Here is a 14,839-nt window from a genome sequence, read left to right on the forward strand (position 1 = left end):
TGGCTACGGCATGGGCCGCGAGCCCGCCGATGGCGCGGACGGAACCGCGGGCCAGCCATTGGGCCAGGTCATCGCATCCACGAGCATCACCCGCGCCGTGTGGGCGCTGTTCCACGCGTGGTAGACCATGTACGTCCCTCCGCTCGGCCCGGTGACAACGGAGTTGTGTCCCGGCCCCGTCCAGCCGCCGGCCGTCTTGAGAATCGGCGAGCCCAGCTTGGTGTACGGGCCCAGCGGGCTCGTGGCCCGCGCGACGCCCACGGCGTAGGTGCTGTTGTAGTACGCGTTACCGCTGTAGAAGAGGTAGTAGTAGCCGCCCCGAGCGATGACCCACGGCGCCTCGATGACGCCACCCTCCCACGAGAGGTTGTTGGTGATGAGCGTCTGGCGCGTGCCCACCAGCGACAGGCCATCCGCCGACAACTGCTGCCCGTAGATGGGCGTCGGCTGCCCCACGGCGTTGCCGTCCGCCTTCCACACCAGGTACGGCACGCCGGTGGTGCTCGTGAAGAAGGTGGCGTCAATCATCCCCATCCCCGTGTCGTGCACGAGCGGCCGGCCGAGGTCCGTGAAGGGCCCGAGCGCACTGGCCGACGTCGCCGCGCCGATGGACAGCTTCCCGTCCGAGTGCCGCGCGGTGAAGTACGCGATGAAGCGCGTCCCCACCTTGTGGATTTCCGGCGCCCAGAAGTCGCCCGTCGCCCACGTGGGCTTCGCCGCGGACGGGAAGATGGAGCCCGCGCTCGTCCACGTCACCAGGTCCGTCGAGGTGCGCAGGGGAAACGCATTGGCCGCGCCACCCGACGTACACGCCGCGACGTACCGCGTCCCATCATGGATGACGCCCGGGTCCGCGCAGTCCACGGGGACCACCGGGTTCACATACAGCCCGCCGCAGCCCGTGTAGCGGAAGGACATGCCGCACGCGTTGTTGCCGCTGAAGTACGGCGCCCACCCGTTGGAGAGCGTCGCGTACGAGTTGGTGCCCGAGTTCGTGCAGCCCCGGTCCCAGAACACGCGCCCGCCCACGTCGTCGTACTGCGCGGTGTGCCCCGACGGGTGCAGCCACGACGCGGCATAGGTGACGCGCGTCGAGCACGCGGTGGCCCCGGAACAGTCCGTGTCGAGCGCCATGACACACGCGTTGTTGCCGGTGAAGTACGGCTTCCACCCGTTGGAGAGCACCGCGTACGAGTTGCTGCCCTCGTTGACGCAGGTGCCGTCCCACGTCACCAAATCACTCGCGATGTCGTACTGCGCGGTGTGTCCCGAGGGACGAATCCACCGGTCGCCGTAGGTGATGCGCGTGCTGCACGCGAGCGGCGCGCTGGCGGTGCCGGCCGCGGTCTCCTCCGCGAGCGGAGTGTCGATGCGCTCGTCGCCACAGCCGGATGCAAAGGCAGAGACGGCACAGACCAGGGTGAGCGCCAGGATGCGAGGGAACTTCCTCATGCGAACCACCTCCAGATGGAGGGGCGCGAGCTAGCACGAAATTCAAGACAGGTCAGCCAGACACGCTTTTCGTGACCCGGGCAATGACCGTCAGTTGACGCAATATAACAGCGCTTATATATCTTCCCGCATGAGCACCGGGACCCGCACGCTTGGCACTTTGCTGCGCAACCTCATCGAGCAGCTCGACGGCGCCGTCGAGCAGGCCTACCAGAACGCGGGGCTGGACTACCGCCCGCGCTACACGCCCATCATCCGGACGCTGATGGCGCAGGGCCCGGTCTCCATCCGCGCCATCGCCCAGCAGGCGAAGGTCAGCCACTCCGCCGTCAGCCAGACGGTGTCGCAGATGGTCAACGCGGGACTGGTGGAGCTCCAGCCCGGCGCCGACGCCCGCGAGCGCATCGTCGCGCTGACGCCGCAAGCCAAGACCATGCTCCCCGCGCTGGAGCGCCAGTGGGCGGCGACCAACGCGGCGGCGGAACAGCTCGACAAGGAGCTCTCCGCGCCGCTGTCCCGCGTCCTCGTCGAAGCGCTGCAGGCCCTGGAGCGCGAGCCCTTCGACGCGCGGCTGGAGAAGGCCGCCGCGAAGCTGAAGCCTCCTCGCAAGGGCAAGGCCCGCGAGTAGGCGCCGCACTCCGAAACCGCTTCCAGAGGAGCCCGCAATGAAGTCCCGACGCCTGACCGCCACACTTCCCGCACTGCTGCTCACGCTCTCCAGCGGCCCCGTACTGGCCCAGGCCGAACCCCCGCGTGCGCCGCGCATGCCCCCGCGCACGGCTCCGCCCACCGAGCGTCCCGCGCCGCGTGCCCTCTCGAAGGCGGACCGCGACGCCGCGCTCACGGCCATCGCCGCGGCCCTGCGCGAGTCCTACGTGTTCCCGGAGAAGGTCCCCGCCATCGTCGAGCGGCTGGAGCAGTCGCGGAAGGCCGGGCGCTATGACGTTGAGGACGCGGGGATTCTCTCGGAGCGCATCACCGCCGACCTGCAGGCCGCGAGCGCGGACCGGCACCTCTACCTGAACCACGACCCGGTGCAGTACGCCGCCGAGCAGCGCAGGGCCGAGCAGGCGCCCCCGGACGAAGGCACGGGCGAGGCCCCCGACGCGCTCCTCCGCCGCGAGGCCCTGAGAGACCACCACGGCCTCGCGGAGATGAAGCTGCTGCCCGGCAACCTCCGCTACCTGCGCATCACCGGCTTCGAGTGGGTCCGCGACGAGACGGGCGCCGTCTATGACGACGCGATGCGGTTCCTGAAGGATGGCGACGCCATCATCATCGACCTGCGAGGCAACGGCGGCGGCGAGCACGCGGCGGTGCGCTACCTGGTCAGCCACTTCCTCGACCCGGATGTTCTGGAGCTGACCTTCCTGGCGCACTCGAATCCGCCGGTGCAGTCGCGCACGCTGGAGCACGTCCCCACGGGGCGGCTGAAGGGCAAGCCGCTCTACGTGCTCATCGACGGCAACGTGGCCTCCGCGGGTGAGGCCTTCGCGTATGACGTGTTGCAGTTCAAGCTGGGCGAATTGGTGGGCGCGAAGACGGTGGGCGCGGCCAACAACAACCGCTACGTCCCCATCCGCCCCGGCTTCGTGCTGAGCGTCTCCTTCGGCCGCCCCGTCCACGCCGTCAGCAACACCAACTGGGAGGGCGTCGGCGTCCCGCCCACCGTGGAGGCCCCGCCCGCGCAGGCGCTGGAGACCGCCCAACTGCTGGCGATGAAGCGCCTGTCGAAAGCACCGGGCGTGGAGGCCGCGGCCCTCGCGGACTACGAGTGGGCGAGGCTCGACATCGAGGCCCGCCTCCATCCGACCACCGTCTCCGCGGCGCAGCTGAAGTTCCTGGCCGGGCGCTACGGCGACGTCGAGGTGGCCCTGCGCGAGGGCTCGCTCTGGATGCTGCGCCCGGGCCGGCCGGACCGCCGCCTGTCACCGCTGACGGCGGATGGCCTGTTCTCCGTCGACGGCTCCGACAGGCTGCGCGTGCGCTTCACGCCGAAGACGCTGGAGACGCTGTGGCGCGGCGACCCGGCTCCGCGCGTGTACCCGCGGAGCTGAAGCTGAGCCACCGCCGTGCTCGAAGACGCGCAGGCGCAGGCCCTTGGGGACGCGGATGGAGGAATACGCGTCGTTACGGGTCCAGTGCGTGGCAGCTTGAGCAAGCCGCGCGCCACGGTGTCACCGCATGCCTTTTCAGAGGGGAGCCGGAAGCGGCGCTCCACACCCCGGCGTCCGGGGGGAACGCGAGCGCGTCCTGCATGAACGGGCGCGACTCACTCCGCGGCCGTTACACGACAGAGTGCATCAGTCGAGCAGGTGCGGATTGCGGACGATGAGCAACCCGGCCTGCACGGTGGCCGTGTAGTCGTTGAGGTGGCCCGCGGCCATGAGCGCGGACACGTCGCGGCTGCCGCCCTTGGCGAGAGCCTCGTCCACCTTCTTGTCGCCCTGGTTGTAGGCCGCGAGCGCCAGGCGCCAGTCTTTATAGAGGGCATGCAGGTCGGACAGCAGGGCCGCGGCGGCCTGCGTCTCGCGCGTCACGTCCAGGCGCTCGTCCTTGGTGGCGCTGACCTCCAGGCCGTAGCGGCGCGCGGTGTCGGGGATGAACATCCACACGCCCGCGCCGCGCAGGCCCGGGGCCAGCGACGGGCGGCCGTCCGTCTCCGGCATGTTCGTCACGGCGGACTCGATGACCGCCACCGCGAGCAGTCCCTCGGGCAGGCCCTTCGCCTTCAGGCCCGCGAGCAGCGCCGCGCGATTCGCGCCCAGGTTGGTGAGCGCGCGCTTCATGAAGTCGCGGCCCTTCTCCGTGCCGATGAGGCGGTTGAGCTGCTCCACCACCTTGGCGTCCACCACCACGGGCACGTCTCCCGCGGGCTGGCTGGACTCGGCGAGCGCCTTCGCCTCGGCGAGCGTCACGGTGCGGCCTCGAGCCGCACCCTGCGCCACCGTGGCGAGGGGAAGGAGGACCAGGGAGAGCGCGGCCAGCAGCGCCGCGGCGCCGTGGGCGCGAAAGGGACGGGGTTGGAACAGCATTTCGATTCTCCTCGCGGTGGGGTGGGACATGCCGGTGGCTCCGGCGGGAAGGGGCGGCGCTCCCGGAAGGGTGAGCGCCGCTTGCAACAGACAGCGGGCATACGCGTGCGCCTGGGCTCGGCCGCCAGCGACCAGCGCCTCGTCACACGCCAATTCCTGAAGTGAGGCGAGCCAGCGCGACAGCACATGCGCGGCGGGGTGCCAGAAGAAGGCGCCGGTGAGGATGAGGCGCACGAAGGCCAGGTGCGTGTCGCGCTGGCGGTGGTGCTGCAGCTCGTGCAGCACCGTGAGGCGGAATGAATCCGCGTCGACGAGCACGGAGGGAGGCACCACCACCCAAGCGGAGGCTCCTCGCAGGCGCGGGAACCACGCGGAGAAGGCGGGCGTGCCCTCGTCGCCCAGCACCACGCGGACGCGGCCCACGCTCCGCACCTGGGGCAGGGATTCCAGACGCCGCAACAGGCGGCGGTGGCGCACGAGGGCGCGAGCCGTAAAGACAGACGCCCCGGCGGCAATGACAAACGCGGCAATGGGAAGCACGGGGATGGACGTCGGCGCTGTCTCACGAGGGCGCGCGGCGGGCTTGGACGCGGGAGCCTCCCACGCGGGCCCGGGGATGCGCCCCGCGTGCCTTGCCATGGAGCGCTCGAAGGTGAAGAGCGGCCCGGCCGGGGACACCGCGTGCGCCACCGTGGCCAGCAGCGGCAGGACGAGCGCCAGGAGCATCGCGCCCCGTCCCACGCTCAAGGACTGACGGGAGGACAGCGGCGCCCCCACCCCGGCGAGGAGGGCCAATGCCAGACGCGCCAGCAGCAGCGCCACGGGCAACAGCAGCGCCACGGCCATATAGAAGGATGCGAGCTCTCTCAGCGCGGCACTCATGACTTGTCCCCCTTCCCCCTGAGCAGCTTGCGGATCTGCTCCACCTCGTCCGGCGCCAGCGGCACGGCCTCCACCAGCCGGGCCACGAGCGCGGACGGCGTGCCCTCGAACAGGGTGTCCACGAGGTGGCGCACGCTCTGCGCCTCGTACGCCTCGCGCGGCAGCACCGCCGAGTACAGGTGCCCGCGCCCCTGCTTCCGGCTGCGCACCACGCCCTTCTGCTCCAGAATCCGCAGGACGGTGGACACCGAGGTGTACGCCAGCGCGCGCTCCGCCGGCAGCGCGGCCAGCACGTCCGCCACGCTCACCTCTCCCAGTTTCCACACGAGTTGCATCAGCTCGAGCTCCACCGGCGTCAACGTCCGGGGAGCCTCGGGCTCGGGTTTGTTGGCCACGTGAGTACCTCCGTGGCCAACAAACTACTAAGACCTTAGTTGCTCGTCAACTAAGGCCTTAGTTGATTTTGGGGGCAGAGGCGGCGTCGGGCATCAGACGCCCAGCGCCTCGCGCAGCGCGGGCAGGCGCTCCGCCTTCACCGCGCCGAAGACGAAGCGGTCCGGGCGCAGCACGACGATGTCCGCGGCCTGCTTGGAGAACCACTCCGTCAGCTTCCCGGTGACGTCCACCAGGGACATGGACTCGGACTTCGGGGCCCCCGCCTCCGGGCGGAACGTCACCAGACGTCCGCCCAGGGACTCCGCCAGCTCGCGCGCCTTGGCCAGCTCCGCCTCGGGCGCGTCCCAGCGGCACATCACCGTGAAGTCGTGCCCCAGCGCGTCGTCGAGGAGCACCTCTTCGCCCGACTCCAGCTTCACGCGGGGCTGGATGAAGTACGTGCCCTTGCCGCCGAAGTAGAAGCCCGTCTCGTGGACCGGGGGCTGCTTGAACTTGAAGCCCTGGATGAAGTCGCGGACCTTCGGAATCTTCTGAATCGTGCGCATCAGCGCGTCGCGGGCCGCGGCCACCAGCGGGTTGCGCGCCAGGAAGAGGTGCCCCACGCTGACGCAGAGCTTCTGCACGTCCGCCACGTGCGGGCGGCGCTCCTGCTCGTAGGTGTCCAGCAGCGCCTCCGGCGCCTGTCCGTGAATCACCCGCTTCAGCTTCCAGGCGATGTTGGCCGCGTCGCGCAGGCCGGACACCAGCCCCTGCCCCATGAAGGGCGGCATGGTGTGCGCCGCGTCGCCGAGCAGGAAGACGTTGCCCTCGCGCCAGCGCGCCGCGCTGAGGCAGTGGAACGTGTACACCTGCGCGCGCTCAATCTTCACCCGCTTCGGGTCGACGTACGGCTCGATGAGCTTCAAAATCGTCTCGTGCTGCTCCAGGTACTCGCGCGTCTCGCCGGGCAGCATCATGAACTCCCAGCGCAGCTGATTCACCGCGCCGGTGGCCACGAAGGCGGGGCGCTTCGGGTCGCACACGAAGCGGCAGATTTCGGGCACCGGCCCGTCGATGGTGCCGGACACCGCCAGCCAGGGCTCGCCGTACGCCTTGCCCGACATGGGGATGCCCAGCGCCTTGCGCACCGAGCTTCGCGCGCCGTCGCAGGCCAGCAGGTACCGCGCGCGAACCTGGTGCTCCTCGCCGCTCTCCACGTCGCGGTAGCGCACCGTCACCCCGCCCTCGCGATGCTCCACGGACTCGAAGGCCACGCCCTTGCGCAGCTCCACGTTCGGGAAGCGGCTCAGCCCGTCGCGCAGTGCACCCTCCAGCAACGGCTGGTGGAAGAACCACAGCGGCGTGTGCCCGAAGCCGAAGTCCGCGTCGCCCGTGTGCACCTCGGCGAAGCGCTTGCCGGAGCCGCCCACGTACTCCGCGAAGCGCGTCTCCCGCATGTCCTTCTGGAGCAGCTCCAGGAGGCCCGTGGCCTGGTAGATGCGCAGCCCCTCGTCGTCACACGAGAAGGCGCGCGGCTCCCCGTGCGGCGCCACGTCGCGCTCCAGGAGCAGCGTCCGGATGCCCATCTGCCCGAGCAGATTGCCCGTCAGTGCACCCACGGGACCGCAGCCGCTGATGATGACATCGACCTGCATGTCGGACTGTTGGCTGTCGCACCCCATGGGGGCCTCCTCGGGCAATAACTCGCATATTGATTAACCAAAGGGTGTGACCACGCTGTGACCGCGTTCACAGCCTGTCACATCGTCCGCCCAGAGTGGCGAGCTGCCGTATAGCGGGAATCCACATGACAAGGATTGTCAGTCCTGGGGCAATCCCTACCCGTGACGGAGGTTACGGCCCACCGTGTTAGGTTGCGGCTCCTCCCAACCTCGGGGGGCCGGGGAGGACATGGCAGGAGACGACGTGTCAGGCTCGCTGGGCTTCCGCCTGGAGCTGCTGGGCGAAGCCCGGCTCCGGAGCGGCAATACGCTCATTCCCCTGGAGCGGCGCACGGCCGGAGTGCTGGCGTGGCTCGCGCTCGAGGGGCCGCACCCCAAGTATCGGCTCGCGGGCCTCCTCTGGGCGGAGTCCAGCGAGACGACGGCGCGCAACAACATGCGACAGCTGCTGCGCCGTCTGCGGCTCGCGTGCGGCGCGGAGCTGGTGCAGGGCACGGACGTCCTCTCGCTGTGTGACCGCGTCGTTGCGGATGCATCCGAGTTGCAGGGCCACGTGCTCGCGGGGCGCCACGCGCAGGCCCTCGCGTTGGACGGCGTGCTGCTGGGCGCGCTGGAGTACGAGGACTGCACCGAGTTCCAGGCCTGGCTGGAGGGCGCGCGCGAGCGGCTGGACAAGCTGCGCCGCCGCGCCGCCGCGCTGGAGTCCGAGGCGCGCGAGCGCAGGGGCGACTTGTCCGGGGCGCTCGCACTCGCGGAGCAGCTGCTCTCCATGGACCCGTACTCCGAGGAGGCGTGGCGCCGGCTGATGCGGCTGCACTACGTGGCGGGTGACCGCATGGCCGCGCTCAACGCCTTCGAGCGCTGCCGCCGCCTGCTGCGCGAGGAGCTGGACACCACGCCGCTGCCGGAGACGGTGGCGCTCGCGCGCGAAATCGAGCGCGGCCCCACGACGGCCAAGCCCTCGACGCCGCCGAAGCCGAAGCTGCCCTTGTCCGTGCTGCGCCCACCGGTGCTGGTGGGGCGCGAGCGCGAGTGGGCGCGCATGGAGGCCGCGTGGGAGGCGGGGCAGACCATCTTCCTCGCCGGCGAGCCCGGGGTGGGCAAGACGCGCCTGGCTCATGACTTCGCCGCGTCGCGCGGCACGCACTTCGTGCTGGAGGCGCGGCCCGGCGAGCTGAACGTGCCATATGCCTCGCACGTGCGGCTGGTGCGGCAGTTGTTGGCCAAGGTGCCCGACCCGAAGCTGGAGCCCTGGGTGCGGCGCGAGCTGGCGCGGCTGCTCCCCGACATGGCCGGGCCGGAGGGGCCGCCCCCGCCCATGACGGACGAGGCGGACCGCAGCCGCTTCCTCGAGGCGCACTGCCAGCTCATCTACCAGCTCTGCTCCGGCGTGGACGCGCTCGTGGCGGACGACTTGCAGTTCATGGACTCGGCCACCGCGGAGTTCGCGGTGCTGATGTTGTCGCGCCGCCACGCGCCCGGGCCGGGTGGCCGCTTCCCGCGCTTCATCGACACCTACCGCAGCGACGAGCTCTCCCCCGAGGCGGCGGCCTGCGTGCAGCAGCTCGTGGTGGCGGGACTGGCCGTCGTCATCGAGCTGGAGCCGCTGGGACAGGACGCGGTGCGCGCGCTGCTCGGCAGCCTGGATTTGCCCGGCGCCGAGCGGCTGGTGCGCGACGTGACGCGGCACACCGGTGGCAATCCGCTCTTCATCACCGAGACGCTGAAGGATTTGCTGGAGACGGGCGGGCTGGAGCGCGGCTGGCCGGAGCACGTCACGCCCTCCGTGCGTTTGCGGCAGCTCATCCAGCAGCGGCTGGAGCGGCTGTCCGCGCCGGCCGTGCAGGTGGCGCGGCTGGCGGCGCTGGCGCGGACGAACTTCGGGCTGGAGCTGGCCAGCGAGGTGCTGGAGATGCCGGCGCTCGCGCTCGCCACGCACGTCGCGGAGCTGGAGGCGGCGCAGATCTTCCGGGGCGAGCGCTTCACCCACGACTTGCTCTTCGAGGTGGTGCGCCAGGGCGTGCCGCGCTCGCTGGAGGCGCTGTTGCACCGGCGGCTCGCGGTGGCGCTGGAGCAGCGCAGCGCCCCGCCGGCGGTGGTGGCGCAGCACTGGCTGGAGGGCAACGAGCCGCGCCGGGCCGCGCCCTTCCTCGTCGCCGCCGCCAACGCGGAGGCCTCGGCGCTGCGTCACCTGGAGGCGGCCGTGCTGTACCACCGCGCGGCCGCGCTCCTGGAGGAGACGGGCAATGCGGAAGAGGCCGCGCGCGTCCGGGCCCGCGTCCGCGGCATCGCCAGCGCCTGAGTGAGGCCCCCGCGTCAGCGCGGAGCTTCAATTCCTTGCATGCTCCAGGAAGGCCAAATCTCCCAGAAATCCGGGTGAGGTCAGACCCCGGCTCGCGGTTCAAGGCTTTTGCCGTGCTCAGTGAAGTCCATCACTCAGAGGGCCATGGCTCTGACGGGAACTGCACACGGCATTGCCCAACCGGTCAGGTGCCTGCTCGCCCCAGGGTGCAAATTCTCAGAGCATGACTACGACCATCGTACATGTCGGATTCAGCAGGACGACGTCGCTGTACCCCGAAGAGCACGAGCTGATGGCGCCCGAGCAGGTGGCCCTCACGCCCCAGAAGGCCGCGCAGCTCCGACAGAAGGCGAGCCAGTGGCTCACCCGCGCACAGAAGGAACTGCATGACGCCATCTTCGCGCGCGACGGCTCCGACGAGGCCCTGGACCGCTACGCGAGCGCGCGTGCGGAGCTGGACTCGGCGGAGGCCTGGGCGCTGCGTGTCGCCGAGGCGCTCGGACAGCAGCGGGACTGACGGCTTGTGTCAGCTCGCGGCGCCGGGCGAGCCACCCGCCACGGATGCCGGTGCGGCGGCCTTGGCCTTGTGCTCTCCGTAGGGGAAGCGGTCCTTGAGCTTGAGCAGGTGCTTCTCGAAGAGGTTCCAGCTCACCAGCGCGAGGCCCAGGGAGATGCCCGCGGCCACCACGTAGAAGACCACCTGCATGGGGAAGTCCGAGCCGAGCACGGGCTTGAGCGGTGTGCGCAGGAACGACGTCCTGCGCAGGATGGCGTCCAGCGGCGAGTGGATGAGATAGATGGCGTAGCTGTACTTGCCGTAGGTGCGCAGCAGCTTCGACGAGAAGAAGCGGTTGAGCCCCTTGCCCGGCGCGGCGGCCACGGCCTTGTAGACGATGGCCGCGTAGAGGATGGCGATGCCGGTGTAGCCGAAGGTCCGCTTCACCGTCTCGAAGGCGGGGCCGACGGGCAGCACGATGATGGCGAGCACCAGCGGCACCGAGACCCACACCGCGTAGCGCATCCACGGGAAGGCCTTCAGGCCCAGGCCCTCCGGGTGGCGCAGCGCGAGTGACAGGAGCGCGCCCATGGCCAGCGAGTCCACGCGGCAGAAGGTGACGACGTAGGTGCTCTCCGGGCTGGCACCCGCGAGGGTGAGCCCCACGCGCACGAGGATGGCCAGGGCGATGGTGCCGAGGCACAGGCGGATGGCCCCGCGGTAGGACACCGCGGCGATGAGGAAGGGCCAGACGATGTAGAACTGCTCTTCAATCGCCAGCGACCACACCACCCCGAGGATGGGGTGCGTGGTGTCCACCCACAGTTGGTAGAAGTTGGAGAGGTAGAGCAGGTACCAGGTGGCACCCTCGGTGGTGATGCGCTCGTCCAGGTTGAGGCGGCCGGCGAGTGACGGCAGCACCAGGAAGGAGACGGCGAGGGTGAGATAGTAGAGCGGGAAGATGCGCAGGAAGCGGCGCATGTAGAAGTTGCGGAAGTAGTACGGCTGCCCCTTCGCCTCCCACAGGATGCCGGTGATGAGGAAGCCGGAGAGGACGAAGAAGAGGTCCACGCCCGTCCAGCCGGCACCGGCCACCCACCACGTCGCGCGGCCGAGCGCGCTCTGGTCGCTCAGGTGCGTGGTGTGGAAGAAGACCACCAGGAGGACGGCGAGGCCTCGCACACCGTCGAGCACGGGCAGGTGGCCCTGCAGGCGCGGTACAGACGCCGCCGCGGCATCCGGGCGGGCGGGAATTGCGGACATGGCCGCCACACTTACCAACCCCTGAAAATTCCAACAAGACCGGGTACCTGGGGCCTCTCCGCCCCGGTGGACAGCGGGCGGCCAGACGCTCTGGCTGGAGCGGGAGCCGGCTCCGTCTGTCTTTGAGACTCCGAGGGGGTGGTGAGCCGCCCCGGGAAGAAGCGGAGGCACTTGGGAAAAAAGCACGCGCCGGTGAAACTCCGGGCCGGCTCGTGACACGGAGGGGCCGTGGCCCTTCTTTCCGCGGTGAAGATGGTGCTGGCAGGTGCGCCTCCGTCCGACATGGACCGGGAGCGGGCCCTGCTGCGCCGTGCGCGCGCCGGAGACCCCGCCGCCTTCCGGACGCTCTTCGAGCGCCATGCCCCCGCCGTGTGGCGCTTCCTCCGGGATTTGCTCCGCGACGAGGCGGCCGCCGACGAGGCGACGCAGGAGACCTTCGTCCGCGCCCACGGGCGGCTCGGCGCGCTGCGCGACGAGGACCGGCTCGGCTCGTGGCTTTTGGGCATCGCCCGGCACGTGTACCTGGAGTCGCGCCGCAGCCGCGGCGTGCACGTGGACGTGGACGACGAGGAGCACGCCAGCCGCGTGGAGGCGGTGCTCCCCACGCCCACGCCCGAGGACCTGCTGCTGGACCGCGAGCTGGAAGGCCTGCTGTCCGAAGCGCTCGGCATGCTGCGCGAGGAACGGCGCTCGGCGCTGCTCCTGCGCATCGACCACGGCCTTCCCTACGAGGAGATTGCGTCGGTCATGGGCTGGTCCCTGCAGAAGGTGAAGAACGAAATCCACCGCGCCCGGCTGCAGCTGCGCGAGCAGCTCGCCGCCCACGTGGGAGGCCGCCCATGAGCGTGTGCCGTGAAGCAGACCTGGACGCGCTGCTCGCCGGAGAGCTGTCCCCCGAGGACGCCGCGCGCGTGGACGCCCACGTGGACACCTGCCCCGCCTGCCGCCATGCCATGACGTGGCTCCGCCTGGAGCGCGGGTGGATGGCCCAACGCGCGCGCCGGACGCCCTCGCGCCCCGCGCTCGACTTCGCCGCGCTGCAGGCCCGGCTGTCCCGTCCCGCCGTGCGCCCCTGGGAGCCCTTGCGTGGCGCGTGGACGAACTGGGGACGGATGCTGATGGCCGCCACCGCCGCCGTGGCCTTCGTCGGCCTCAGCCTGACGCAAGGCGGGGCCACGTCGCTCGGCGATGACTCCTTCGGCCGCGACGCACGGCCCTCCATGCTGGGCGAGGCGTGCGAGGACCCGTCGCGCGAGGCCGTCGCCGCGCTCGAGGCGTCCGTGGGCGCGTGTCTCGTGGCGTCCCCGTTCATCTCCTCGCGCTGAAGCCCTGAAACACAAAACCCCCGGAGCCGCGAGGCGCCGGGGGTCTTCGTGCTTCGGCACGGGCCCAGCCGCGCCTCACGGCATCTAATGCGGCCACTCCGTGTTCGCGTATTTGATGGCCTCCACGGCCTGCACCAGGCCGTAGCCGTACTGGGAATCCCGGCCAACGGGTCCGAGGTCCTTGGCGCTGTTCTCCAGCGCCTGGCGAATCTGGTTGGCTTTGAGGTCCGGGCGCGCGCTCCACACCAACGCGGCGACGCCCGCCACGTGCGGCGTGGCCATGGACGTGCCCGACTGCACCAGGTAGTCCGTGCCGGAGACATCCACCGTCACCTGCTGCCCGACGAGCCCCTTCAGGGCAGCGGCGTTCGCCAGCGAGATGGACGTCGTGGGCACCCAGATGGCGGACGGCCCGTTCAGCGTGAAGTTGCCCTCGGCGGACTCCGCTTCGTTGTTGCCGATGATGACGGCCTTGGCCCCCGCGTGGATGGCATTGCGCGCCTTCTCCTCGAACAGGATGCCGCCGCCGCGGTCCACGTACGCGACGAAGCCGTCGCAGGTGGCCCCGTCACCGCACGAGGAGCCGCTGTCCCCCAGGCCGCAGTTCACCAGCCGGCCCGTATAGGTGCTGATGGCCGAGTACTCCAGGGGGTTGGACGTGAACTCCGACGCCCCCGAGGTGACTTCGGAGAACGGGGAGGCGCCGACGATGGTGGAGCTCAGCACCTCCACGCCCGGCCCCACCAGCGACACCTGCGGGCCGAACTGCGAGAAGGAGGCCCACTCTTCGTTGAAGTTCACCGCGCCCACCGCAATCACGGACGCGTAGGCGGCGGGGAACGCGACCTTGCTCGCGCCGGAGTTGCCCGTGGCCGCCAGGGACAGCATTCCTCCGGCCATGGCATTGTTGAAGGCCAGCTCCTCGTCGTCGTCGCGGGAGGTCGAGCCCAGCGACAGCGAGGCGATGTTCGCGCCCTGCTTCTGGCACCAGTCCACGGCGGCGATGACGTCATCCGTGTTGCCGCTGCCCGTCACGTCCAGCACGCGGGCAATCAGCAGCGACACGGTGGGCGCCACGCCCGCCACGCCGTTGGGCTCCTGCCCCGGGCGCACCTTGCCGCCCGCGCCGAGCTGCGCGGCGATGGTGCCCGCGGTGTGCGTGCCGTGACCGCCGCCGTACACGTAGACGCCGTTCTGCAGCTCCCGGTCCAGCGGTCCGTCACCCGGCGGGTCCGTGGGCCCGAGGTTGTCCTCGCGTTCGACGAAGTCCATGCCGCCGATGACCGCGGCCTTCAGCTCCGGGTGCCGGTCATCCCAGCCACTGTCGATGACGCACACCTTGATGTTCGTCCCCGACGGGCTCCCCGGGTCCAGCACGCCGTCGTTGTTGGCATCCCAGACCTGCGTCGCCTGCACCATCTTCAAGCCCTGCGTGTACTCACCCACGGAGCCGGCCGAGTTGGGAGTGCCGCGCAGCCAGAGGTTGGCGGGGATGCGAGGCATGCCGAAGGCGTGCACCTTGCGGTTCGGCCGCACGGACACGACGTCCGGATTCTTCGCGAGCGCCTCGCGCGCCTCGGGCGTCAGCCGCGCGGACACGAGGTTGTGGTTCGGCAGGCGGCGCCGCACCTGACCGCCCACGCGCGTCACCTCGGTGGCGAACGCATCCGCGTTGGCCTTGGCACTGGCGGACACGCGAGGCTTGAAGGTGATGAGCACGTCCTCCAGGCCGTCATCGGTCTGGAGCGCCTGGGCGCGGACGGTGCCCGGCAGCGACTCCTCCGTGGTTCCCGGACAGGCCTGGGGATCCACCTGGGACGGGGGCTTCTTCTCGGAGCAGGCCATCAGTCCACCGACGAGCCCAACCCAGACCCAACGCTTCATGTCGTTCTCCTTACACGCCCCGGCCAGCGGGTGGTGTGCGGGCAGACCGTCCGGCACGGAACCGGGGCTGTATCAGGACGAGAGGACAGCCTGTCCTGTTCCCAGCGCGCAAGTTAAGCACGCATGGCGGCCCGCCGCTCGGG

General features: G+C 70.4%; 12 protein-coding genes. 6 read left to right on the top strand and 6 right to left on the bottom strand.

Annotation, left to right across the window (positions count from 1 at the left end; all coding sequences use genetic code 11):
- Positions 1-3: 3 nt before the first annotated feature.
- Entirely contained in the window at positions 4-1,452 is a 1,449-nt protein-coding gene (locus tag ACVTJA_RS51710; protein WP_465832236.1) for a glycoside hydrolase family 43 protein, read from the bottom strand.
- Between the two features lie 130 nt (positions 1,453-1,582).
- On the opposite strand from ACVTJA_RS51710, the gene ACVTJA_RS51715 reads away from it, so the two are divergent.
- Together ACVTJA_RS51715 and ACVTJA_RS51720 are read left to right on the top strand one after the other, a co-directional pair.
- Positions 1,583-2,080: a MarR family winged helix-turn-helix transcriptional regulator gene (locus ACVTJA_RS51715; RefSeq protein ID WP_465832237.1), complete on the top strand. Its 498-nt coding sequence runs from the start codon at positions 1,583-1,585 to the stop codon at positions 2,078-2,080.
- A gap of 37 nt (positions 2,081-2,117) precedes the next feature.
- Positions 2,118-3,509, top strand: coding sequence for a S41 family peptidase (locus ACVTJA_RS51720; protein WP_465832238.1), 1,392 nt, complete (start codon positions 2,118-2,120; stop codon positions 3,507-3,509).
- Positions 3,510-3,755: 246 nt separating this feature from the next.
- Here the strand turns inward: ACVTJA_RS51720 and ACVTJA_RS51725 are convergent, their stop codons facing one another.
- From ACVTJA_RS51725 to mhpA, 3 genes are all read right to left on the bottom strand, one after another.
- The gene (locus tag ACVTJA_RS51725) at positions 3,756-5,369 is read right to left on the bottom strand and encodes a transglycosylase SLT domain-containing protein (RefSeq protein WP_465832240.1); all 1,614 of its coding nucleotides are present in this window, start codon (positions 5,367-5,369) and stop codon (positions 3,756-3,758) included.
- The gene (locus ACVTJA_RS51730) at positions 5,366-5,764 is read right to left on the bottom strand and encodes a BlaI/MecI/CopY family transcriptional regulator (protein ID WP_465832242.1); all 399 of its coding nucleotides are present in this window, start codon (positions 5,762-5,764) and stop codon (positions 5,366-5,368) included. The genes ACVTJA_RS51725 and ACVTJA_RS51730 overlap by 4 nt, the downstream gene beginning before the upstream one ends.
- Positions 5,765-5,857: 93 nt before the next feature.
- On the bottom strand, positions 5,858-7,426 hold the full coding sequence (gene mhpA, locus ACVTJA_RS51735; RefSeq protein ID WP_465832244.1) for a bifunctional 3-(3-hydroxy-phenyl)propionate/3-hydroxycinnamic acid hydroxylase MhpA: 1,569 nt from the start codon (positions 7,424-7,426) through the stop codon (positions 5,858-5,860).
- Positions 7,427-7,655: 229 nt separating this feature from the next.
- Here mhpA and ACVTJA_RS51740 point away from each other — a divergent pair, with 229 nt between their 5' ends.
- Both ACVTJA_RS51740 and ACVTJA_RS51745 read left to right on the top strand, forming a co-directional pair.
- Entirely contained in the window at positions 7,656-9,728 is a 2,073-nt protein-coding gene (locus ACVTJA_RS51740) for an ATP-binding protein (RefSeq protein WP_465832246.1), read from the top strand.
- Between the two features lie 223 nt (positions 9,729-9,951).
- A complete protein-coding gene (locus tag ACVTJA_RS51745; protein WP_465832248.1) occupies positions 9,952-10,245 on the top strand; it encodes a FruA-associating protein, FapA in 294 nt (97 codons plus the stop codon).
- A gap of 9 nt (positions 10,246-10,254) precedes the next feature.
- On the opposite strand, the gene ACVTJA_RS51750 is transcribed toward ACVTJA_RS51745, so the two are convergent.
- Positions 10,255-11,487, bottom strand: a complete 1,233-nt coding sequence (locus ACVTJA_RS51750; protein WP_465832250.1) for an acyltransferase family protein — start codon at positions 11,485-11,487, stop codon at positions 10,255-10,257.
- 228 nt (positions 11,488-11,715) lie between these two features.
- Between ACVTJA_RS51750 and ACVTJA_RS51755 the strand changes: the two genes are divergently transcribed.
- Both ACVTJA_RS51755 and ACVTJA_RS51760 read left to right on the top strand, forming a co-directional pair.
- Positions 11,716-12,330: an RNA polymerase sigma factor gene (locus tag ACVTJA_RS51755; RefSeq protein WP_465832252.1), complete on the top strand. Its 615-nt coding sequence runs from the start codon at positions 11,716-11,718 to the stop codon at positions 12,328-12,330.
- The gene (locus ACVTJA_RS51760; RefSeq protein WP_465832254.1) at positions 12,327-12,812 is read left to right on the top strand and encodes an anti-sigma factor family protein; all 486 of its coding nucleotides are present in this window, start codon (positions 12,327-12,329) and stop codon (positions 12,810-12,812) included. The genes ACVTJA_RS51755 and ACVTJA_RS51760 overlap by 4 nt, the downstream gene beginning before the upstream one ends.
- An 84-nt stretch (positions 12,813-12,896) precedes the next feature.
- Here ACVTJA_RS51760 and ACVTJA_RS51765 read toward each other — a convergent pair whose 3' ends face one another.
- A complete protein-coding gene (locus ACVTJA_RS51765; protein WP_465832256.1) occupies positions 12,897-14,696 on the bottom strand; it encodes a S8 family serine peptidase in 1,800 nt (599 codons plus the stop codon).
- Positions 14,697-14,839 lie beyond the last annotated feature (143 nt).

The organism is Pyxidicoccus sp. M6 (genome assembly GCF_055568925.1).

What these genes read in the sequence shown, in the direction of transcription:
- ACVTJA_RS51710 (WP_465832236.1), bottom strand. Translation starts at nt 1,452, where the DNA reads ATGAGGAAGTTCCCTCGCATCCTGGCGCTCACCCTGGTCTGTGCCGTC.
- ACVTJA_RS51715 (WP_465832237.1), top strand. Translation starts at nt 1,583, where the DNA reads ATGAGCACCGGGACCCGCACGCTTGGCACTTTGCTGCGCAACCTCATC.
- ACVTJA_RS51720 (WP_465832238.1), top strand. Translation starts at nt 2,118, where the DNA reads ATGAAGTCCCGACGCCTGACCGCCACACTTCCCGCACTGCTGCTCACG.
- ACVTJA_RS51725 (WP_465832240.1), bottom strand. Translation starts at nt 5,369, where the DNA reads ATGAGTGCCGCGCTGAGAGAGCTCGCATCCTTCTATATGGCCGTGGCG.
- mhpA (WP_465832244.1), bottom strand. Translation starts at nt 7,426, where the DNA reads ATGGGGTGCGACAGCCAACAGTCCGACATGCAGGTCGATGTCATCATC.
- ACVTJA_RS51740 (WP_465832246.1), top strand. Translation starts at nt 7,656, where the DNA reads ATGGCAGGAGACGACGTGTCAGGCTCGCTGGGCTTCCGCCTGGAGCTG.
- ACVTJA_RS51745 (WP_465832248.1), top strand. Translation starts at nt 9,952, where the DNA reads ATGACTACGACCATCGTACATGTCGGATTCAGCAGGACGACGTCGCTG.
- ACVTJA_RS51750 (WP_465832250.1), bottom strand. Translation starts at nt 11,487, where the DNA reads ATGTCCGCAATTCCCGCCCGCCCGGATGCCGCGGCGGCGTCTGTACCG.
- ACVTJA_RS51760 (WP_465832254.1), top strand. Translation starts at nt 12,327, where the DNA reads ATGAGCGTGTGCCGTGAAGCAGACCTGGACGCGCTGCTCGCCGGAGAG.
- ACVTJA_RS51765 (WP_465832256.1), bottom strand. Translation starts at nt 14,696, where the DNA reads ATGAAGCGTTGGGTCTGGGTTGGGCTCGTCGGTGGACTGATGGCCTGC.